19 protein-coding genes are annotated in these 21,657 nt (G+C 25.8%); 2 read left to right on the top strand and 17 right to left on the bottom strand.

The genetic code is table 11. The features are described from left to right. Positions 1–19 precede the first annotated feature (19 nt). Positions 20–178: a hypothetical protein gene (locus tag KMP12_RS02590; protein WP_215756178.1), complete on the bottom strand. Its 159-nt coding sequence runs from the start codon at positions 176–178 to the stop codon at positions 20–22. A 100-nt stretch (positions 179–278) separates the two neighbouring features. Beyond that, complete coding sequence (gpmA, locus tag KMP12_RS02585; protein WP_215756177.1) at positions 279–965, bottom strand: 2,3-diphosphoglycerate-dependent phosphoglycerate mutase; 687 nt, start codon at positions 963–965, stop codon at positions 279–281. Positions 966–1,330: 365 nt separating this feature from the next. Between gpmA and KMP12_RS02580 the strand changes: the two genes are divergently transcribed. Further along, entirely contained in the window at positions 1,331–1,753 is a 423-nt protein-coding gene (locus tag KMP12_RS02580) for a S24 family peptidase (protein WP_252344675.1), read from the top strand. A 137-nt stretch (positions 1,754–1,890) separates the two neighbouring features. Here the strand turns inward: KMP12_RS02580 and KMP12_RS02575 are convergent, their stop codons facing one another. Genes KMP12_RS02575 through KMP12_RS02565 form a run of 3 tightly spaced genes read right to left on the bottom strand, consistent with a single transcriptional unit; the run spans position 1,891 to position 3,877 of the window. Then, positions 1,891–2,097, bottom strand: coding sequence for a DUF1146 family protein (locus KMP12_RS02575; protein WP_215756176.1), 207 nt, complete (start codon positions 2,095–2,097; stop codon positions 1,891–1,893). 12 nt (positions 2,098–2,109) lie between these two features. Further along, a complete protein-coding gene (gene corA / locus KMP12_RS02570) occupies positions 2,110–3,060 on the bottom strand; it encodes a magnesium/cobalt transporter CorA (RefSeq protein ID WP_215756175.1) in 951 nt (316 codons plus the stop codon). Positions 3,061–3,118: 58 nt separating this feature from the next. Then, positions 3,119–3,877 (bottom strand): TrmH family RNA methyltransferase, encoded by a 759-nt coding sequence (locus KMP12_RS02565; protein WP_252344674.1) that lies wholly within the window; start codon positions 3,875–3,877, stop codon positions 3,119–3,121. 93 nt (positions 3,878–3,970) lie between these two features. Between KMP12_RS02565 and KMP12_RS02560 the strand changes: the two genes are divergently transcribed. Beyond that, complete coding sequence (locus KMP12_RS02560) at positions 3,971–4,354, top strand: rhodanese-like domain-containing protein (RefSeq protein ID WP_215756174.1); 384 nt, start codon at positions 3,971–3,973, stop codon at positions 4,352–4,354. Positions 4,355–4,588: 234 nt separating this feature from the next. Here KMP12_RS02560 and KMP12_RS02555 read toward each other — a convergent pair whose 3' ends face one another. From KMP12_RS02555 to groL, 12 genes are all read right to left on the bottom strand, one after another. Then, entirely contained in the window at positions 4,589–5,365 is a 777-nt protein-coding gene (locus KMP12_RS02555; RefSeq protein ID WP_215756173.1) for a formate/nitrite transporter family protein, read from the bottom strand. A 148-nt stretch (positions 5,366–5,513) separates the two neighbouring features. Next, entirely contained in the window at positions 5,514–6,089 is a 576-nt protein-coding gene (locus KMP12_RS02550) for a DNA-3-methyladenine glycosylase I (protein WP_215756172.1), read from the bottom strand. After that, a complete protein-coding gene (gene mfd, locus KMP12_RS02545) occupies positions 6,082–9,642 on the bottom strand; it encodes a transcription-repair coupling factor (protein WP_252344673.1) in 3,561 nt (1,186 codons plus the stop codon). Before mfd ends, KMP12_RS02550 begins: the two co-directional genes overlap by 8 nt. Positions 9,643–9,652: 10 nt before the next feature. After that, a complete protein-coding gene (gene pth / locus KMP12_RS02540) occupies positions 9,653–10,210 on the bottom strand; it encodes an aminoacyl-tRNA hydrolase (RefSeq protein ID WP_215756171.1) in 558 nt (185 codons plus the stop codon). Positions 10,211–10,540: 330 nt separating this feature from the next. Continuing rightward, positions 10,541–11,494, bottom strand: coding sequence for a ribose-phosphate diphosphokinase (locus KMP12_RS02535; protein ID WP_215756170.1), 954 nt, complete (start codon positions 11,492–11,494; stop codon positions 10,541–10,543). 131 nt (positions 11,495–11,625) lie between these two features. Further along, entirely contained in the window at positions 11,626–11,934 is a 309-nt protein-coding gene (trxA, locus tag KMP12_RS02530; RefSeq protein ID WP_215756169.1) for a thioredoxin, read from the bottom strand. Positions 11,935–11,980: 46 nt separating this feature from the next. Further along, positions 11,981–14,314 (bottom strand): endonuclease MutS2, encoded by a 2,334-nt coding sequence (locus tag KMP12_RS02525; RefSeq protein ID WP_215756168.1) that lies wholly within the window; start codon positions 14,312–14,314, stop codon positions 11,981–11,983. 42 nt (positions 14,315–14,356) lie between these two features. After that, positions 14,357–14,890, bottom strand: a complete 534-nt coding sequence (locus tag KMP12_RS02520) for a CvpA family protein (RefSeq protein ID WP_215756167.1) — start codon at positions 14,888–14,890, stop codon at positions 14,357–14,359. Between the two features lie 61 nt (positions 14,891–14,951). Further along, a complete protein-coding gene (locus tag KMP12_RS02515; RefSeq protein WP_253195974.1) occupies positions 14,952–16,607 on the bottom strand; it encodes a DAK2 domain-containing protein in 1,656 nt (551 codons plus the stop codon). A gap of 10 nt (positions 16,608–16,617) precedes the next feature. Then, on the bottom strand, positions 16,618–16,980 hold the full coding sequence (locus KMP12_RS02510; protein ID WP_215756166.1) for an Asp23/Gls24 family envelope stress response protein: 363 nt from the start codon (positions 16,978–16,980) through the stop codon (positions 16,618–16,620). A 112-nt stretch (positions 16,981–17,092) separates the two neighbouring features. Beyond that, positions 17,093–19,918: an excinuclease ABC subunit UvrA gene (gene uvrA, locus KMP12_RS02505; protein ID WP_215756165.1), complete on the bottom strand. Its 2,826-nt coding sequence runs from the start codon at positions 19,916–19,918 to the stop codon at positions 17,093–17,095. A gap of 124 nt (positions 19,919–20,042) precedes the next feature. After that, positions 20,043–21,650, bottom strand: a complete 1,608-nt coding sequence (groL, locus tag KMP12_RS02500) for a chaperonin GroEL (RefSeq protein ID WP_215756164.1) — start codon at positions 21,648–21,650, stop codon at positions 20,043–20,045. Between the last annotated feature and the right edge of the window lie 7 nt (positions 21,651–21,657).

Genomic DNA, 21,657 nt, shown 5'->3' with positions numbered 1-21,657 from the left:
CTTCTAAAAAAGCGTAAAATCAATAATTTCCTTTAATATTAAAAGTAGACAATAAATTTTTAAAATCATCTTCATTTATTAAATCTTCATTAATATGAAAAATCATTTTTTGCTCTTTTGTTTCAAAATCTAGCTTAGTTAAACTGTCAATCTTTACATTATCAATAATATTATTCAATTATGAGTAATTTATATTATCTTTACTTGTTAAACTACGATCTTGTAAGATAAAAACAAATGAGAATAATAGTAAGAAACTTATTAATTTTTTCATATTATTAGAATAATTCAGGAGCTGAAATAATTTCTAAATTCTCATCAATTTCAAAAATTAGTGGAGTTCCCGTTGGAAGATTTAAGTCTAATATCTTCTCATCTGAAATTTTTAGTAAATATTTAATAAGTGCTCTTAAACTATTTCCGTGAGCAGAAATTATAACATTTTTCCCATCTTTAATATCTTTTGAAATAGTGCTTTCCCAGTAAGGTAATACTCTATCAATAGTAAGTTGTAAACTCTCTCCAGTAGGCAACTCTTCTTTAGGAATATCAGCATATCTTTTTTCATTACCAGGATAATTTTCATCACTTTCTGTAACTTGTGGTGGTGCCACATCGAAACTTCTTCTCCAGATATGAACTTGCTCATCTCCGTATTTTTCAGCTGTTTCTGCCTTATTTAAACCCTGTAATCCACCATAATGTCTTTCATTAAGTCTCCAGCTCTTATTTACTGGTATCCATAATTGATCCATTTCTTCAAGTATGATGTTAAGTGTTTTTATGGCTCTTTTTTGGTAAGAAGTATAGGCAACATCAAATTCTAAACCTAATTCTTTAAGTTTTTTTCCACCTGATACAGCTTCTGCTTGTCCTTTTTCCGTAATATCAACATCAACCCAACCTGTAAATTTATTTTCTAAATTCCATTGGCTTTCTCCATGTCTTGTTAAAACTAATTTCATTTAAAATCCTCCTATAAATTCATATAATAATTATATACTTTAGTAGGTATTTTTTCAATATTATAAACAGATTTTATTTTTCTAATATTTCTTTTATTTACTTTTTTCTCTATTTTTATCTTATTGTTTTGAAAAAATATTCTAATTTTCACTATTATTATAATCATTACTAGCCAATATATAAACATATTTACAATCTCCGTTAAGTTTCTCGTATTTATATTTTGACATACGGTAATCCGTAAATCAAGTATAAAAATTAAGAAAACTTGATTTTTTAAAAGTTTATTTTATAATTTTAAATATATTTGTATAGAGGTAATATTATTAACAAAGATTTATTTATTAAAATATTAAAATGTGCTATGAAAACATCAAATATTAAACAAGTTGAATTGGTACGTTTAACAAATATAACTCTATCATCAATCAGTGATTGGTTAAAAGGAAAATATCTACCCAAACAAGATAAAATAAATAAAATTGCTGACTGTTTAAATGTTGATGCTATGTGGCTACTTGGCTACTCTGATGAAAATTTTAATAATAAAACTAATTATTATGAAGTAGCAGATGATGATATCTATAATAATATTTCAAAAATTCCTCTTATTGGAACAATATGTTCTGGTGATGGTGTTTATGCAGAAGAAAATTTAGAAGATTATATGTATGTTGACCAAGCAACAAGAGCTGAATTTGTTGCTCTAAGAGTTAAGGGAGATAGTATGATTGACGCTGGAATTTTTGATGGAGATATTGTATTTATAAAAAACAAGACCATGTAGTTTTACAAGCCTGCAATTCTAATTAAGAACCTATTATTACTAGAAATGTAATGATTATAGGAGAATCTGTGGGTATATAGAAGTTTTTAAAAAATATTTTAATAAAAAAGATTTCAACAATTAAGTGAAATCTTTTTTTATTTAACTAAGTTTGTGGATAAATTATATATTTCAAAAAATGACATATACAATAAATAACCTATTATAATTGATAATAGCATATTAATAATAAATATTTCATTACTGCTATTTTTTTTAAATATTTTCTCGTAATTAATTTTTAATAAAATTTTATTAACAGTTAAAATAAAAATAAATAAAATAAAAAGTTTTACAATATTCATTCTTGCACCCACCTAAAACATATCGAACCAACCTTTTCTCTTGAAGTACCAAAGCATTCCACCAGCTATAATAAACATTATTAGCCAAAGAATGTAATAGCCATATTTTGTATTTAATTCTGGCATATTGGTAAAATTCATTCCATAAACACCCGCTAAGAAGGTTAAGGGAAGAAAAATTGTAGATATTACGGTAAGTGTCATCATTATATTATTTGACCTGAATGAGTTGTAAGTCATATAATTTTCCCTAATATCACTTGCTAATTCACGACTTGCTTCTACTATTTCTGTTTGTTGAACTAGTTCGTCATATATATCATGAAAATATTTTCTATCATTTTCTGTCATTTCTACCCTGCGAGATACTAAGAACCTATGTATTAATTCTCTCATTGGTAGCAATCCTCTGCGTAATTTTAACAAATCACTTCTTAAGTCAAACACCTCATTCATTATTTTACTGCCCTTAGTATGAGCATCGCTCTCTTCCAATTCATCTAACCTATTTTCTATTTTAGATATTAAAGGACTATATCCTTCTACTATTTCTGATATAAGCATGTGCATTATGTGTAAAGGTGTATAATCTTTTCCCTTAAATAATACTTTAGATGTTACCTTGCTAATGTACCTAATATGTGATAAGTGGAAAGTAACTATATAATTTTTACCGATAAACATATTTAATGTTTCATATTCAGTATCAATATTTCTTAAAACATGAGATACTAAAAATATTTGTTGTCTTGTAATTTCTATTTTTGGTCTTTCTAAAAGTGTTAAACAGTCTTCAACCAAAAGTTCATGAAATTTAAAAAATGTTGTTAAAAGGTCAATCTCTTTTTTTGTCGGGGAGTTGAAATCAACCCAATACCACGAAATATTTTCATTTCTTACATCTTCTAAAGGAAGGTCTGTAACTAAATTTCCTTGTTTATCTAATGCGACAATTTTTATCATGATTTCACCTCCAAATTAACATAAATTTATAATATCACATAAAAAATTAATAGTAAAATTATTTTATAATATTTTTTATATAGTGCATTATTATTGCAGAAGATACTCCTACATTTAAACTTTCAGCCTGTCCATCCATTTTTATTTTTATCTTATTCGTAACCTTAGAAAGTATTTCACTAGAAACACCATTTGCTTCGTTACCTAAAATTATGGCATACTTATCATTTATTTTAGAAATTCCTTCTAAAAATTTACTACTATCATCTAAAGAAGTAGCAAATATATCAAAATCCTTCATTTCTGATAGAAAAGATAAGATATCAACATTTTCAAAACAGTCAATGTGAAAATGACTGCCCTGCATACTTCTTATAACTTTTTGTGAGTATAAACTTGTTGTTTCTTTTCCTAAAATTACACAATCAAATGAAAAAGCATCTGCCGTTCTAATTATTGTTCCTAAATTACCAGGGTCTTGAATTTTATCAAGAATAACTATATTTTTATATTTTTTTATATCTAATTCTTTTTCTTCTATCTTACAAACTGCAAAAATCCCCTGATTATTTACAGTTTCTCCTAATTGTTTTCTGATATCATCTTCAATTATAGTAACTTTAATATTATTGTTAAAATCTATATTTTTAGAAAAATTTTCTGATATAAATACTTCTTCTATACTATTACTTTTAATAGCTTCTTCAACTAAATGTAATCCCTCAACAAGATATTTTTTGCTTTTTTTTATTTGTTTTATATTTTTCAGTTTCAATATTTCTTTTATTTTTTTATTATTTAATGAAGTAATTTTCAAAATTGTTCTCCTAATATTACTCTTATTGTAAATTTTTTATTAATATGCTATAATTTATCTTATCCATTATATCATATTTTAAAGGAGGATGTTATGCAATTTTTAATTAGTTTGCTAATAATTATCTTAATTTTTGCAATAGTTGGTGGCTATAATTATTTAAGAGTTTCTAAAGCAGTAACAAAATTGCCATATATTGAATTTAAAAAAAATATTAGGAGTGTTCAACTTGTAGATGTGAGGGAAAAAGATGAATTTCAATATGCCCACATTAACGGAGCAAGAAATATTCCCCTGTCGCAACTTTCTTTCAAATATTCATCATTATTAAAAGATAAACCTATCTATCTATGTGATAAAAATGGAACTGTTGCCCCAAGAGCTGCACTAGCTCTTAAAAAATATGGATATACAAATATTTATATGTTGAAAAATGGACTTCAAGCATGGGAAGAAAATTTAAAAACAAAAAAATAAAATTAGGGAAGTCCTAGTTTTATTTTTTTATCTTTAGAGCATGTCGAATAAATAGTTTATGAATCCTAAATTTAATAATTAAAATAAAAAATAATAATTTGTTATATTATTGTAAAAAAATTAGTGCAGATTTTTATCCAGATTAAATTTTTTGTATTTATTATTTATATAATTAATTTTTTTATAAGGTTTTATATTAAATAAATTTTATGTTAATTTCTTAATATATAAAATTTATTTTTTTCTTGCGTAAGCTAGGTAGTACATACCAGCTACTAAGACAGTACCTCCTAAAACATTTCCTATCCAAACAAAAACCATATTTTTTAAAAATTCTATAAATGTTATATCTGCTCCTGCAAACATAGCTGCTGGGATTACGAACATATTAGCTACAACGTGCTGAAATCCTATTGCAACAAAAGTCATTACAGGAAACCATGCACCTAAAATTTTACCTGTAACATCTTTAGCACAAAATGAAAGCCATGCTCCCATACTAACTAGCCAGTTACAACCTATACCAGAAATAATCATTTGAATTGATGTTGCTGTGATTTTTGCTTCTGCTGTATGAATAGTTTTTTCTAAAACTACTCCTTCAGTAAGACCAACTATATGACCAAAAAAGTAGGCTACAAATAAACTACCAACAATATTAGCTAGAGTAATAATTACATAGTTATTAATTAATTTAGATAAGGGGATTTTTTTAGAAAAATAAGCGGCACCGACAGCCATCATATTACTCGTTATTAATTCTCCACCACCAATTAGAATACAGGCTAGACCCACTGGGAAAACAGCTGCTCCTATAAAAGCACCAAACCCTCCCCACTCATGAGGGAAAGTTCCAGCTATTCTTATGTAAGCTAGGTAACCTACACTTATAAATGCTCCACCTAAAAAGCCTAATATTATTTTATATAATAAATCAGCATTTGCTTTAGTTTTACCTTTTTCTGCTGAATATGCATATATTTCATACGGCTCTAAATACAATTTAGACATACTATATTACTCCTTATTAAAAATTTATTTACTAACATTATACAATACAGTAAAAACAATTTCAATATTGTAATGGTACATTTTTATAAGATGAAATTATTAGTTTAGACATACGATTAATTTTATAGAATTAAATATTATATTACAATTATATGTTGTTAATTTTACACTTCTCATAGCAATAACAATCAAATAAATGGTCGTTAATAATACCTATGGCTTGCAAGTAACTATATATTATGGTTTCTCCAACAAAAGTAAATTCTCTTCTTTTCAAATCTTTACTAATTAGAGATGATAGTTCTGATTTACTAGCTACATCAGAAGCTGTTAAGTTAATATTATTTATTTGTTTATAATTAGTAAAAGACCACATATAATTAAAAAATGAACCAAATTCTTTTTGAACTTTTATAAAGGCTAGGGCGTTTTTTCTTATACTGTATATTTTTAATTTGCTTCTTATTATTTTGTCATTAGTAAGTTGTTTTTCTAAGTAGCCATCTTCATATTTTGCACAAATATTATAATTAAAATTATCAAATGCCTTTCTTAATTCTTCCCTCTTTTTTAATACAATATTCCAACTCAACCCTGCTTGCATTCCTTCTAATATTAGTAATTCAAATAACATTCTATCATCATTTACTACTCTTCCCCACTCTTTGTCGTGATATTTAATATCTATATCTGTTTTAGCCCAAGTACATCTTTTTTTATTCATGATTATTTCCTTTCGATAAGCTAGGTGAAATATCTTTTAATAATTTAATTATTTTTTTTACTAATAAATCATTATGTAATTTATTTTCTATATTTATAATTAATGTATTTTTTACAATAATTTTAGCTTCTGGATATTTTTGCATTAATTCAAAAAATTTCTTTCCATTTAGTTGATTTAAAATTTCAGGTTTAAAAGTAATTACTACATTATTGGCTACTTCTTTGATACTTTCTATTTTAATAGTTTTAGCTATTATTCTTAGAATACTAATATCAATTAAATTTTCTACCTCTTTGCCAAATTCAGAAAATCTGTCAATCATTTCGTCTACTATATCATAAATAAGATTTTCAGTATCTGCATTAATTAAAGATTTATAAAAACATAATTTATCCGCGTCATTATTTATGTATTCTTTAGGAAGATAGGCATCAATATTTAATTTTATTTCTAATTGTTCTTCTGGAATATCAAATAATTCATTATTTTTATGTAATTTTTTCTCTTTTAAAATATTTTGGTAATATTCTATTTCTTTAGTACTATCTTCTTCTAAAATCGGTTCTAAAATTTCTTTTTTATTAATTATTTCTTTTTCTAACATTTGTGAATACAAGGTATACCCCACAGAATCTATAAATCCATGTTGCTTACCACCCAAAACATTGCCAGCACCTCTTATGGATAAATCTTGCATGGCTATCTTAAAGCCACTTCCCAAAGATGTGAAATTTTTTATTGCAGCTAATCTTTTTTCGGAATTTTCCGTTAATGATTTAAAGGCTTTATACATAAAATAAGCATAGGATTCCCTGCTACTTCTACCTACTCGTCCTCTTATCTGATATAGTTGACTAAGTCCAAACCTGTCAGCATCTTCTATTATTAAAGTATTCACATTAGAAATATCTATACCAGTTTCTATAATAGTCGTTGTTATGAGCATATCATATTCTTTGTTTATAATATCTGTCATAACATATTCTAGTTCTTGTTTGGTCATTCTACCATGTGCATAAGCTATATTTACTTCTGGCAGTAATTTTTTTAGTTCAAAATATTTATTTTCAATATCTTCAACTCTGTTATAAACATAGAATATTTGTCCACCTCTTTCAACTTCATTAAGTACGGCTTCTCTAATTATTTTAGGATTTTCACTCATCACAAAAGTTTGAATTGGTTGCCTATTTAAAGGTGGAGTTTCTATTATTGAAATATCTCTTATACCTACCAAACTCATGTGTAAAGTTCTAGGTATTGGTGTGGCACTAAGCGTTAAAACGTCTATTGTGTTTTTTATGTGTTTTATTTTTTCTTTATGCTTAACTCCAAAACGTTGTTCTTCATCAATTACTAATAATCCTAAATCTTTGTATTTAAATTTATCATTTAATAATTTATGAGTTCCAATTATGATATCAACATTGCCAGATAATAATTTTTTAGAAATTTCATTTATTTTATTTTGGCTGGTAAATCTTGTAACAACTTCAATATTTATAGGAAAATTAGAAAATCTATCAACAAAAGTTTCATAATGCTGATTAGCTAATAGCGTTGTAGGAACTAAAACGGCAACTTGCTTATTATCCATTATAGCTTTAAAGGCTACACGCATGGCTACTTCTGTTTTACCAAAACCGACATCCCCGCATAGCAATCTATCCATGGGTCTTGATTTTTCCATATCTTTTTTAATTTCTGCGGTTGCTATTTCTTGGTCATGGGTAGCATTAAACATAAAGTTATTTTCAAATTCTTTTTGCATTAGACCGTCTTGACTAAAGGCATAGCCCTTATTAAGTTCCCTAGCAATATATAGTTTTATTAATTCGTCTGATATATCTTCAATTTCTTTTTTTACACGATTTTTAACTTGATTCCATTTTTTTGTACCCAATTTATTAAGTAAAGGGTTTTTATCATCAGCAGATGAGGTGTATTTTTGAATATATTTCATGTTTTCTATATCTACATAAATTTTATCCCCACCGTCATATACAACTTTTAAATAATCTTTATTAATACCATTGACTTCTATATTTTCAATTCCTTGATATATTCCGATACCATGATGAATATGAACTATATAATCACCTATATTTAGTTCTTGGTAATTTCTTATTTTTTCTGAATTTGTGTATTTGAATGATAATCTTTTTTTCTTTTTAACATTTTCTCTAAATATTTCGGTAGGTGTGATTAATAAAAATTTGTTTTTTTCACTTTCAAAACCTTTTAAGTCATAATTTGTTTTTTCTATATGGATTTTTCCAGCTTTTATTCCCAAAAATACTTCATCTATCAAGTTATTTTCTATTAATACTTTTTCTATATATTCTTTTTGCTTTTCATTTTTTATTGCTATTACAATTTCATACTTATTTTTTAATTTTTCTCTTAGTTCACTTATTAAGTAATCACTATTTGAAAAATATGCTAAGTCTTGAACCGATATATTATAGTATTTATCTATAAAATTTTCCCTTGATTTTAATGTGGATAGGTATATTTTATTAGCCTTAGAATTTAAAAATTTATTAAAGCCTTCATAGTCTATAATATTTTGAAAAATATAATTATCACTTATTTCAGAAAAATTAACCGTAAAATATTCTTTTAAACTATTAATTTTTTCCTTAATTTTTAAAAAGTTATCATAGATAATTATATTATTGTCTAAATAATCATATATAGAATAGACTACATCATCATATATATAATTAGAAAAACTTTCTAAACCATCGAATATTGAACTTTCTTTAAATAAATTAATTTTATTTTCTAAATAATATTTAATATCTTTAAAATTATCTAAGTCTTCTAATTTTTTGTTATTTAATTCTTTACTCAGAACATCAACTATTTTTTCTTTTTCTTGCTGGGTTAAGAAAAAATCACTTGTTGGATAAATATTTACAGACTTTATTTCTTTTTCTGATTTTTGAGTTTCTAGGTCAAATTCTTTTATTGTATCCAAATCTTCATCAAAAAAATCTAATCTTATTGGCTTATTTTGAAGCGGACTATAAATATCAATAATACTTCCTCTAACAGAAAAATCTCCAATATTTTCTACAATATATGATTTTTTATAGCCCATATTAATTAATAATTTAGGAAAATTACTAAATTCTATATAATTATCTAATGAAATAGACAAATTATTGTTAAAAAATTCTTTAGGGTTTTTTATAGTTCTAAAAAGAGAAGACGCCGTTAAAATTAATATCATCTTTTTATTATTTTTTAGATTTGCTAGAATATTTAAAGAAATATTTTCTAAATCATTACTTTTATTTGCAAACCTTTTTAAAATATCTATTTCTGGATATATAAAAACATCTTGAGTAAAATATAATAATTTTTCTTGAAAAGTTTCTGCTTCTTTTTTTGAGTGCGTTATAAGAACTATACTTTTATTTTCCTGTAAAAATTTTCTATATATTAACAAAATTTTTGTTGATATATTATTTCCATAATATTCAATATCCTTGTATAAATTTTCATCTTGAAATTTTGTAATTTCTAATAATCTATTTAACAAAATATTACTCCTAATTATATTTATTCATTAGTTCTGTAAATGATAAATTTGAAAAATCTTCAATACAATTATTGCATTTAGAATATATTTTATTTATTTCTAATAATTCTTCTTTTGAAAATTTACCCAAAACATAATTAATTACACTAATTTTTTCCTTAGGTCTGTCTATACCTATCTTTAATCTATTAAATTTATCAGTATTAAGATGGGTCATTATACTTTTTATGCCATTATGCCCTCCACTACTTCCCCTATTTCTTAATCTGAAATTAGCTGTTTTAGTATCTAAATCATCATATATTATTAAAACATCTTCAATTTCTAAATTAAAATAATCATAAAATTTTCTAACTGCTTCACCTGATAAATTCATATAAGTCTTAGGTTTTACCAATAAATATTTTTCATTATTAATAAAACCAACAGCATAATCTGAATTAAATTTACTTTTATCAAAATTCAAATTATTTTTTTTAGCAAATTCATCGACAATCATAAAGCCTACATTATGTCTAGTATTTTCATAATTTTTTCCTGGATTTCCTAATCCTACTATTAATTTCATCTATTTCTCCTTAAACACCAAAAAAGACAACTAAGACCAGTTGTCTTTTTTATTATTAAAAAATTAAATTCACTGTTTTTAATTTTAAATTCATACAAAAATTTAAAAAATATTTATCTTAAATTAAGATTTTAAACTCTTTATAGGTTTAAATATTCTTGTATTAATGATAATATCTTTTTTAGATTAAGTCAAATTATTTCATTTTATAAATTTAAGTTTTAAAGGTATTTATTTACTAAATTTGAAAAATTTTATAAATAAAATTATTTGTTTGAAAATTTATTACAAAAAAAAGACAACTAAAAATAGTTGTCTTTTGATTTTTTATTATTCAAAAAGAACACTTACAGGTTCATTATGATGAATTCTATAAATAGCTTTTCCTATTAATTCACCTACACAAAGAGGAATCATATTATCTAATTTTTTCTCTTCTGGAATATTTATTGTATTAGCGTAAACTAATTCTTTTATCGGAGAATTTTTTATTCTTTCTAGTGCTGGACCACTTAACACTGCGTGAGAGCAACTTGCATAAACTTCTTTAGCCCCTTTTTCAATAAGTGCTTTTGCCCCTAATGTAATAGTACCGGCAGTGTCTATAATGTCATCAATTAATATACAAGTTTTTCCTTCTATATTCCCTACTATATTCATTACTTCTGCAACATTAGGTTTTGGTCTACGTTTATCTATTATAGCTATTGGAGTATTTAACATGTCAGCTAATTTTCTTGCTCTCGTAACTCCACCATGGTCAGGAGAAACAACTACTACATCTTCCATGTTTGGTAGTTTATTTTTAAAATAATTAGCAATAATCGGAACACACATTAAATGGTCAACAGGTATATCGAAAAATCCTTGAATTTGTAAAGCGTGTAAGTCAAGGGCAACTACTCTATCAGCACCAGCAGTTTCTAATAAATTTGCTACTAATTTAGCTGTAATAGGTTCTCTACTTCTTGCTTTTCTATCTTGTCTTGCATAAGCGTAATAAGGTATGACAACATTTATTGTTTCAACAGAAGCTCTCTTTAAGGCATCAATCATTATTAATAAAGTTACTAAACTTTCGTTTACAGGATTACTCGTAGACTGAATAACGAAAACTTCACTTCCTCTTACACTTTCTTCGATATTTATTGAAACTTCTCCATCGCTGAATTTTTTAACGCTACACTTACTCAACTTTATCCCTAAAGAAGCGGCAACTTTTTCTGCTAATGGTAAATTAGAATCTAATGAAAACAACATAAGTGGTTTTTCTTCAATAAGCATTTTTATTCTCCTTGATAAATAATATATTATATACATAAGTACCTCAATCTATTTTATCATAAAAGAATTTTCTTTTCTATATAAAATTATAAAAAATGTGCATCATATTTTATGATACACATTTTATTATCTTAATTATATTTTTCTAAGATTGATTTTAAATCTTCTTTTGGTTTAAAACCAGTTAATTCTTCTAAAACTTCTCCATTTTTCATAACAAGTAATGTAGGAATAGACATAATTCCATGTTGACCTGCTGCTTCTTGATTGTCATCAATATTTATTTTTAAGAAATCAATATTTCCTAATTCCGCATCCAATTCTTCTAAAACCGGAGCTAACATTTTACAAGGACCACACCATGGTGCCCAAAAATCAACCAATGCTACTGAATCATTTTTTGTTAATTCATAAAATTCTTTATCATTAATTTCTCTCATTTTTATTACTCCTTAAAATTAATATATCTATATACTACTCCTATATTTATTTCATTTCAACTATTGTGACTCCTAAACCACCTTCTGCCTGATTTCCACTACGGTAACTATAAACAAATCTATTTTTTTTTAAATACTCTGCTATATTTCTTTTTAAAATTCCTGCTCCAACACCGTGAATTATAGAAAAAGAATCATAGCCTATTAGAAGAACTTTATCAATATAATTTTCAATTTCTGCTATGGCTTCTTCTGTATTTTTTCCTATAACATTAATATCTAAAGAAACGTTACTAATATTATTTTTAATGAATTTTTGTTCTCTAATATTTAATTCTTTTTCTATATATTTTACTTCATCTCTTTTTACTAATAATTTTAAAGAACCTAATTTTATATTTAATATATTATCCTTAATAGCTAATACACTAGCTCTTTGATTATATCTTATTACTAAAACATCATCTCCTACTTTAATATCAGTAGTATCTTTTTCTAATACCTTATTAAACTTATTACTTTCTGTCCTTAGTTTATAAGAATTTACTTCATCAATAATCTCATTAATTTCATGTTGTTTAATACTTTCTGATTTAGTTTTAAAGTTTTTATATATATTTAAAATATCAGCTTTACGATTTTCAATTTCATAATTCAAGTCTTGATAAGTTTTTTCGTATAAACTATCTCTATACTTATAAAAATTTAATAAATTTTCTTTCAAGCTTTCTTTTATTTCTTCCACTTTTTTTAGTTTAGAATTTATTTTATTAATTTTACTGTCATATTCTTTAATATTTTCTGCAAGTTGGTCTATAAGTATAGAATTTTCTTTTTCTGTTTTATTCAAATAAATACTTGCTTGTGAAACTATATCCTGACTTAAACCTAATTTATAAGAAATATTTATGGCATTTGATTTTCCGGGTAGTCCTATAATAAATTTATATGTAGGTTTCAAATTTTCAAAATCAAATTCTAAAGAAGAATTTTTATAATAATTAGATTTGAAACAGTAATCTTTTATTTCAGGATAGTGGGTCGTACATAAAACCGTAGCTTCTTTTTCTTTAAATTTATTTAAAAGAGCCATAGATAAAACAGCTCCTTCACTTGGGTCTGTTCCCGAGCATAACTCATCCAACAAAACTAAACTTTTATTATTAACTTTATTTAATATATCTATGATATTAGTCATGTGTGATGAAAAAGTAGATAAATTATTTTCTATTGACTGGTTATCTCCAATATCAATAAATATATTTTCATAATAACCTATTTTAGAACCTATATCAGCAGGAATGTATAAACCTAAATGAGTTAAAGCTACACACAAACTAACAGTTTTTAATATTACAGTTTTTCCACCAGTATTCGGCCCTGTTATAATTAATGAATTTTCTTTATTGTCTAAGATAACATTATTTTTTACAACTTCATCTTTTGGGATAAGTGGGTTATAAGTATTTTTAAGAAATATTTTTTGTTTATCTTCTACTAAAGGTTTAATAAATCCTTTTGATACAGAAAAATTAATTTTTGAAAATATAAATTCAATATTAGCAAAATTTTTAAGAGATATATTCAAATCATTTGCATAAATTCCTATTTCTTTTGTAGCTTCTTTTAAAATTTTTTGTATCTCTTCTTTTTCTTTTCTTTTTAAAATACTTATTTCATTATTTATTATTACATTTTCCTTGGGTTCAACATAAAATGTGTTTCCAGAAGCTGATTGGTCATGAATTATACCACCAAAATCATTTTTATATTCTGGTTTTACTAGGATAACATCTCTATCATTTCTTTTAGTAACTATGGCTTCAGATAACTTATTAATATTTGATTTAATAATATCTTTTAATAACTTATCTGATTTTAACTGTAATTTCTTTATATTATCTTTTATATTTTTTAATTCTTCTGAAGCAGTTGGTCGTATGTACCCATCTTCATCAATAATTTTATTTAAGTAGTCTATTAAAAAATCAAAATTTGCTATGTTAGAAACATAATTTGAAAGATGATAATATTCTTTATTATCCAATCTTTTTATTTCTTCAAATTTATTTTTAAATCTTCTGTATGTTAATAAATTAAATAAAATATAAAATAATTCTTTTTCATACAAAAGACTTTCTTTTTTTGCTTTTTTCAAACTCTCGAAATAATCATATATTTTTAACTTAAAAGTATCCTTGTGCTTAATCCACAATTCTTCTACTTCTTCATTTTCTTTGTGAAGTAAAATCAAATCTTTAAAAGAATTTACATACTCTATATTTTTAAATCTATTAACTGATAAATCTGAAAAACAATAGTTTTCTGCATCATCTAAAATTAAATCTAAATTAATCTTTTTTTTTATTGAGGTTTGCAATATCTAGTCCTCCCCTTATTAATTAATTTTATTATAAACTATTTACTTATAATAAAAAAAGTTTTCTAATAACATTTTTGATAAAATAGGTGTTTTTTCAAAAATATTGTTTGCTAATACTGATGAAGATAGCATATTTCTTAATTCTTCATTTAACGGTAGTACATATATAAGATATATAAAGACAAAAATTATTATGTATATTTCTAAAAATCCTAAAAGACCACCAAATATTTTATTTGTAACCTTAATAATAGGTATTTTTGTAATTACATTAAGAGTTCTAAATATTACTCTTAGTATGTATTTTATAAGAAAAAATACAATAAAAAATATTATAACTTTATAGTAGGCTTCAGATATGTTTAAGTTAGGTAAATTAGAATTATTATAGTTTAATTTTTCTTTTAAGGGAATAAATTCAACAAGTAAAAAAGCTAATCTACTACTTAATATAAAAGATATGGCATAACTTAATATTGAACTTATAATACTAAATAAAGTTTTTAATAAACCTCTTTTATAACCTACATAAAATCCTAAAAATAATAATAAAATTATTATTATATCTATCATGAAAATATCTCCTTTATAAATTAATTGGTGTTAATCAAATTTTATGATTAACACCAAATTTTTATTCTATTCCTATAATATATGGATATACTGGTTGTTGTGATTTTACTATTTCTAATTCTAAACTAGAATACTTATCTTCTATTAAATTTTCAATAAAGTCTGTTGTTTCTTCTGTACTGTCTTGACCTAAATAAAGAGTTATTATTTCAGAATCTTCATCTATTGATTTTTCTAGTAATTCTGAAATAGTTTTTCTTATATCTTCATAAGAACATTTAATTTTACCATTTAATATGCCCATATATTGTGATTCTTTAATTTCTATACCATCTATATTAGTATCTCTAACAGCATAAGTAACTTCTAATGTCTTAACAGAAGATAAAACACTTTGCATATTTTGGAAGTTTTGTTCAGGCTCTGCGTCAGGATTAAATACCATAAGGGCAGATATTCCTTGTGGTGCAGTTTTACTTTCGATAACATAAATATTTTCTTCTACTAAATCTGCAGCTTGTTTTGCAGCTAATTGTATATTTTTGTTATTTGGGAAAATATAAATATTTTCAGCATTAACAGAAGCAATAGCTTTTATCATATCTTCTGTTGATGGATTCATTGTTTGTCCACCTTCAACTATGTAAGAAACTCCTAATGATTTGAACAATTCGCTAAGTCCTGAACCCATAGAAACGGCAATATTAGCATATTTTACTTTTTCTTTTGACAGATTTTTTTGATTTACTGCTTCTTGTTTTCTAAGAACTTCTCTATGTTGTTCTCTCATATTTTCAGATTTTATTTTAATTAATTCACCATATTCTTGACCATAGTTAAAAACATCACCTGGTCTTTCAGTATGAATGTGAGTTTTGGCAAATTCATTATCTGCAATAACTAATAAAGAATCTCCAAATTGACTTAAATCTTCTCTAAATTTTTCTTCATTAAATTCTTTTTTATTTTTATCCAATCTTACAGTAAATTCTGTACAAAACCCGTATACTATATCTTCTGGCGACATAAAGTCCATGCTAGCATGGTCATCTTCAAATTTCATATTAACAATGTCAGTTTTAACACTATCTAATCCTTCAATTTCTTCACCTTTTAGGGCAGCTAAAAAACCTTGATATACACATACTAAACCTTGACCGCCTGAATCAACAACTCCTACTTCTTTTAATATTGGTAATAATTCAGGGGTATTTTGTAAGGAAATTTGTGCTGCATTTAAAATACTTTCCATTACTTCTATAATAGAATTAGTGTTTTTAGCAGATAGTAGTCCAGCATCAGCAGATTCTCTTGCAACTGTAAGTATAGTACCTTCTACTGGTTTCATAACAGCCTTATAAGCAATATTAACACCATTTTTTATTGCTTCAGCAAATTCTTGAGCATCTATTTCATCTTTTTCTTCAATATGTTGCGATAAACCTCTAAATAATTGTGATAAAATAACACCAGAGTTCCCTCTTGCTCCCATTAGTAAACCTTTTGAGAATGCTTTACCAAGTTTTCCTATGTTTTCTGTAATATTATTTTTAGCTTCTAAAGCCCCAGAAGTCATAGATAAATTCATATTAGTTCCAGTATCTCCGTCTGGTACTGGGAAAACATTCAGTGCATTAATTTTTTCTGCATTTTTTGATAAGTTTTTTGCACCTAAATCAATCATTTGTGCAAAATTTAGTCCATTAATCTTTTTCACTTTACCCCCCCTATTTTTCCACAACTTTTATTCCTTGGATATGAATATTTATAGCATCTATTTTTATTCCAAGTGTTTTTTCGATTTGATATTTTACTGTTGATTGAACATTGTTTGCAATTACAGATATTTTTGTACCATACATAACAATAATATACATATCAACTTCTAGTTTATTTTCACTTCTATTGATAATTATTCCTTTTGAATAATTTTCTTTACCTAATATATCAGTAATACCATCTTTTACTTGATTTTTACTAGCCATACCTACTATTCCGTAGCAGCTAACAGCAGCTCCACCAGCAACAGATGAAATAACTTCATCATTAATTAGTATAGTTCCTAAATTATTTTTAATTTCAATTGCCATATTTGTTCCTCCTAAAATAGTAACACAATTTATGTATCGGCATACGTAAAATTATACAATTTTTATTAGTAAATTACAAGTGAATAGTAATCAAATAAATATACTAATTATATTATTTTAATAATTTTTTCAAAAATTCACCTGTATAACTATTAGAAACATCAACTAATTTTTCTGGTGTGCATTGTGCTAAAATATTTCCTCCATTGACTCCTCCGTCTGGGCCTAAATCTATTAAATAATCACAACATTTTATCACATCTAAATTATGTTCGATTACTATCACTGTATTCCCACTGTCAACAAGTTTATTTATTATATTAATTAATTTACTAATATCATGAATATGCAATCCAGTTGTTGGTTCATCTAAAATATACAGTGTTTTACCAGTAGATTTTTTATATAATTCACTTGCTAATTTAACACGCTGAGCTTCTCCTCCAGAAAGTGTTGTGGCACTTTGACCCAATCTTATATAATCTAAACCTACTTCTAACATTGTTTCAATTTTATTTTTTATTTTAGGTATATTTGAGAAAAATTCGTAGGCTTCTTTTACTGTCATATCTAAAACATCAGATATGGTTTTTCCCTTATATTTAACTTCTAAAGTTTCCCTATTATATCTTTTTCCATTACAAACTTCACAAGGTACATACACATCTGGTAAAAAGTGCATTTCAATTTTTAAAATACCATCTCCTGTGCAGGCTTCACATCTTCCACCTTTTACATTAAAACTAAATCTACCTTTTTTGTATCCTCTTAATTTTGCTTCATTGGTAGTGGCATATAAATCTCTTATATCATCAAAAACTCCAATATATGTTGCTGGATTACTTCTAGGCGTTCTACCAATTGGACTTTGGTCTATGTCGATTACTTTATCAATATTTTCCTTTACGCCATTTACTTCTTTAACAAATTCTTTTTTTATTTCTTCCTTATTTAAAATATTTTTAACAGACTTAAATAGAATTTCATTAACTAAAGTAGATTTTCCAGAACCCGATACTCCAGTTACACCGATAAATTTTCCTAGAGGAAATTTAGCAGAAATATTTTTTAAATTATTTTTTTTTGCATTTTTTATTTCTATATAATTTCCATTACCTGCTCTTCTATTTTCTGGTACTTCTATTTTTTTTCTGCGAGATAAGTAGTCTCCTGTAATAGAATTTTTATTTTTCATTATATCTTTTGGACTTCCTATAGCAACTACTTCTCCTCCGAACTCTCCAGCTTTTGGACCTATATCTATAATATAATCGCAAGATAGCATGGTATCCTCATCATGCTCAACTACTAAGACAGTATTTCCCAAATCTCTCATGGACTTCATAGTAGAAATTAATTTTTCATTATCTTTTTGATGTAAACCAATAGAAGGTTCATCTAATATATATGTTACACCCATAAGTTTTGAACCTATCTGTGTTGCAAGTCTTATTCTCTGTGCTTCTCCTCCTGACAAAGTTCCAGACGACCTATTTAATGTAAGATAATCTAATCCTACATCATTTAAAAATTGCAATCTTGCTATAATTTCTTTTAATACTAAATTAGCTATTTTGTAATCTTTCTCACTAAGATTTATAGTTGTAAAAAATTTATAGCTATCTTTAATTGACATTTCACAAATATCAGCAATATTTTTATTGTCTACATATACTGAAAGTATTTCTGGTTTTAATCTTTTACCCTTACAACTTTTACATGTGTCTTCTTTTATATACTTAGCCATTGCTTCCCTAGAAGCTCTTGTCATTCCCATTGTATATCTTCTATATACTGTATTCGTTAAACCTTCAAAATATATAACTCTAGTTTTAGTAATTCCTTCATCATTAGTATATTTATGGGTAACTTCTTTTTCTTTATTTCCGTAAAATAATATATCTTTATGCTCATCAGGCAAATCTTTAAAAGGAATAGTCATATTTATTTGAAATGTTTTACACACACATTCTATTAAAGTTGGATAGTAAACAGAAGTAGCATTATTAAATATTTTTATTGCTCCATTTTCTATTGACAAATCATAACCAATAATTTTTTTTGTATCGACAGTTTCGTGCATACCTAAACCATCACATTCAGCACAAGCACCTTGGGGATTATTGAAAGAGAATATTCTAGGCTCTAAATCTCCTAAAGAAAAATCACAATATTTACAACTGTGTTTTGTAGAATATAAATATACTTTATTATTAGTTATATCTTCTATTTTTACTAAACCATTATTAGATAAATTTAAAGAACTTTCTAAAGAATCTTCTAGTCTACCTTTTATATTTTCTTTTATTATTATTCTATCAACTACTACACTGATACTATGTTTTTTATTTTTTTCTAATTCTGGTATGTCGTCAGATTCATAATTTTCAGAATCTATTTTAAATCTAACATAGCCTTCTTTAATTAATTTTTCTATTAATTTTTTGTGAGTTCCTTTTTGCTCTTTTATAATAGGAGCAATAATCTGTATTCTAGTTTTTTCTGGTAATTTAATTACTGCATCTACTATTTCACTAATAGAACTACTAGAAATTTTTTCTTTATGATTAGGACAGTATATTTCTCCTATTCTTGAATATAATAATCTTAAATAATCATAAATTTCCGTAACTGTTGCTACTGTTGACCTAGGATTTTTTGAAGTTGTTTTTTGATTTATAGAAATAGCTGGCGATAATCCTTCCATTAAATCTACATCTGGTTTTTCTATATTACCTAAAAATTGTCTGGCATAGGCACTAAGACTTTCTACATATCTTCTTTGTCCCTCTGCATATATAGTATCAAAGGCAAGAGAACTTTTCCCGCTTCCACTAACTCCTGTTATTACTACAAATTTGTCTCTTGGAATTTCTAAATCTATATTTTTTAAATTATTTTCTCTTGCTCCTTGAATAATTATCTTATCTTTTTTCATTTCAAAATTCCTATCTATTTTAATAAAATTTTATTTAATTATACACTATTTTTTATTATTTAATAAAATATTAGTTTAAAAAATATAAAAACAACTAAAGAATTATCTCTAGTTGTTTTATTTATTAAACCATAGGCATTTGAGGAGGTAAAGTATTATCTTCTTTAGTAATATCCGCTACCACTGCTTCTGTTGATAAGAATAAACTTGCTACACTTGCTGCATTTTGTAATGCTGAACGTGTTACTTTAGTTGGGTCAACTATTCCTGCTTTTATCATATCAACCCATTCTTCTGTTGCTGCATTGTAACCAAAACCAACTTCTGAATTTTTTAGTTTTGAAACAATTATACTACTTTCTACTCCAGCATTTTCTGCTATTTGCCTTACTGGTGTTTCAAGAGATTTTTTTATAATATTTATACCCGTTTGAATATCACCATTTTCTGATAATTTTTCTAATTCTGTAATAATTTGAACTAAGGCTGTTCCTCCTCCAGCAACTATACCTTCTTCAACAGCAGCCTTAGTTGCATTTAAAGCATCTTCTATTCTCAACTTTCTTTCTTTTAATTCTGTTTCTGTTGCGGCTCCAACTTTTATTATTGCCACTCCTCCAGATAATTTAGATAATCTTTCTTGATATTTTTCCTTATCAAATTCAGAATTTGAAGTTTTGTATAAAGATTTAATTTGTTCTGTACGAGCAATAATTTTATCTTTATCACCTTTACCGTCTACAATTACGGTGCTATCTTTTGTAACTGTAACTTTATTTGATTTTCCTAGCATATTAATATTTGTATCTTTAAGTTCTAAACCTAAATCAGCAGTTATTAGAGTTGCTCCTGTTAAAATAGCAATATCTTCTAATATAGCTTTCCTACGCTCACCAAAGCCAGGTGCTTTTACAGCTATAACATTAAAAACTCCTCTTAATTTATTTACAACTAATTGTTGAGTAGCTTCAGTTTCAAAATCATCAGCAATTATCAACATAGGTTTGGCGGCTTGCACTACATCTTCCAATACAGGTAATATTTCTGAAATATTATTAATTTTTTTATCGGTTACTAATATATATGGATTTTCTAAATTTGCAATCATTTTTTCTGTATCTGTAACCATGTAAGGAGAAATATAACCCCTATCAAATTTCATACCTTCTACAATTTCTAAAGTAGTTTCTAAGCTTTGAGATTCTTCTATAGTTATCACGCCATCAGTACCAACTTTTTCCATTGCATCTGAAATATATTTTCCTATTTCTTCATCTGCTGATGATATAGATGCAACTTGGGCTATTTTTTCTTTGGAGTCTACAATAACACTTATTTCTTTTAATTTTTTTACTGCTGCTTTTACAGCTATTTCCATTCCTTTTCTTATACCAATCGGATTTGCACCAGCAGTAACATTTTTTAACCCTTCTGTTATCATAGCCTGTGCCAAAATTGTAGCCGTAGTAGTTCCATCACCAGCAATTTCATTTGTTTTATTAGCTACTTCTGCTACTAATTTTGCCCCCATATTTTCATAGGGATCTTCTAATTCAATTTCTTTTGCTATTGATACACCATCATTTGTTATTAAAGGTGTTCCGAATTTTTTATCTAAAACAACATTTCTTCCTTTTGGTCCCAATGTTATTTTAACTGTATTAGCTAATTTATCTACACCTTTTTTCATACTTTGACGAGCATCTTCTGAAAATTTTATTTCTTTAACCATTCTTCAC

The sequence above is a fragment of the Gemella sp. zg-1178 genome (genome assembly GCF_018790995.1).
GTDB lineage: Bacteria > Bacillota > Bacilli > Staphylococcales > Gemellaceae > Gemelliphila.
This window is presented reverse-complemented; position numbering and strand designations above follow the sequence as displayed.

Coding starts and splice junctions, on each gene's coding strand:
- gpmA (WP_215756177.1), bottom strand. CDS start 965: ATGAAATTAGTTTTAACAAGACATGGAGAAAGCCAATGGAATTTAGAA.
- KMP12_RS02580 (WP_252344675.1), top strand. CDS start 1,331: ATGAAAACATCAAATATTAAACAAGTTGAATTGGTACGTTTAACAAAT.
- KMP12_RS02575 (WP_215756176.1), bottom strand. CDS start 2,097: ATGAATATTGTAAAACTTTTTATTTTATTTATTTTTATTTTAACTGTT.
- corA (WP_215756175.1), bottom strand. CDS start 3,060: ATGATAAAAATTGTCGCATTAGATAAACAAGGAAATTTAGTTACAGAC.
- KMP12_RS02560 (WP_215756174.1), top strand. CDS start 3,971: ATGCAATTTTTAATTAGTTTGCTAATAATTATCTTAATTTTTGCAATA.
- KMP12_RS02555 (WP_215756173.1), bottom strand. CDS start 5,365: ATGTCTAAATTGTATTTAGAGCCGTATGAAATATATGCATATTCAGCA.
- KMP12_RS02550 (WP_215756172.1), bottom strand. CDS start 6,089: ATGAATAAAAAAAGATGTACTTGGGCTAAAACAGATATAGATATTAAA.
- pth (WP_215756171.1), bottom strand. CDS start 10,210: ATGAAATTAATAGTAGGATTAGGAAATCCAGGAAAAAATTATGAAAAT.
- KMP12_RS02535 (WP_215756170.1), bottom strand. CDS start 11,494: ATGCTTATTGAAGAAAAACCACTTATGTTGTTTTCATTAGATTCTAAT.
- trxA (WP_215756169.1), bottom strand. CDS start 11,934: ATGAGAGAAATTAATGATAAAGAATTTTATGAATTAACAAAAAATGAT.
- KMP12_RS02520 (WP_215756167.1), bottom strand. CDS start 14,890: ATGATAGATATAATAATAATTTTATTATTATTTTTAGGATTTTATGTA.
- KMP12_RS02510 (WP_215756166.1), bottom strand. CDS start 16,980: ATGGCAATTGAAATTAAAAATAATTTAGGAACTATACTAATTAATGAT.
- uvrA (WP_215756165.1), bottom strand. CDS start 19,918: ATGAAAAAAGATAAGATAATTATTCAAGGAGCAAGAGAAAATAATTTA.
- groL (WP_215756164.1), bottom strand. CDS start 21,650: ATGGTTAAAGAAATAAAATTTTCAGAAGATGCTCGTCAAAGTATGAAA.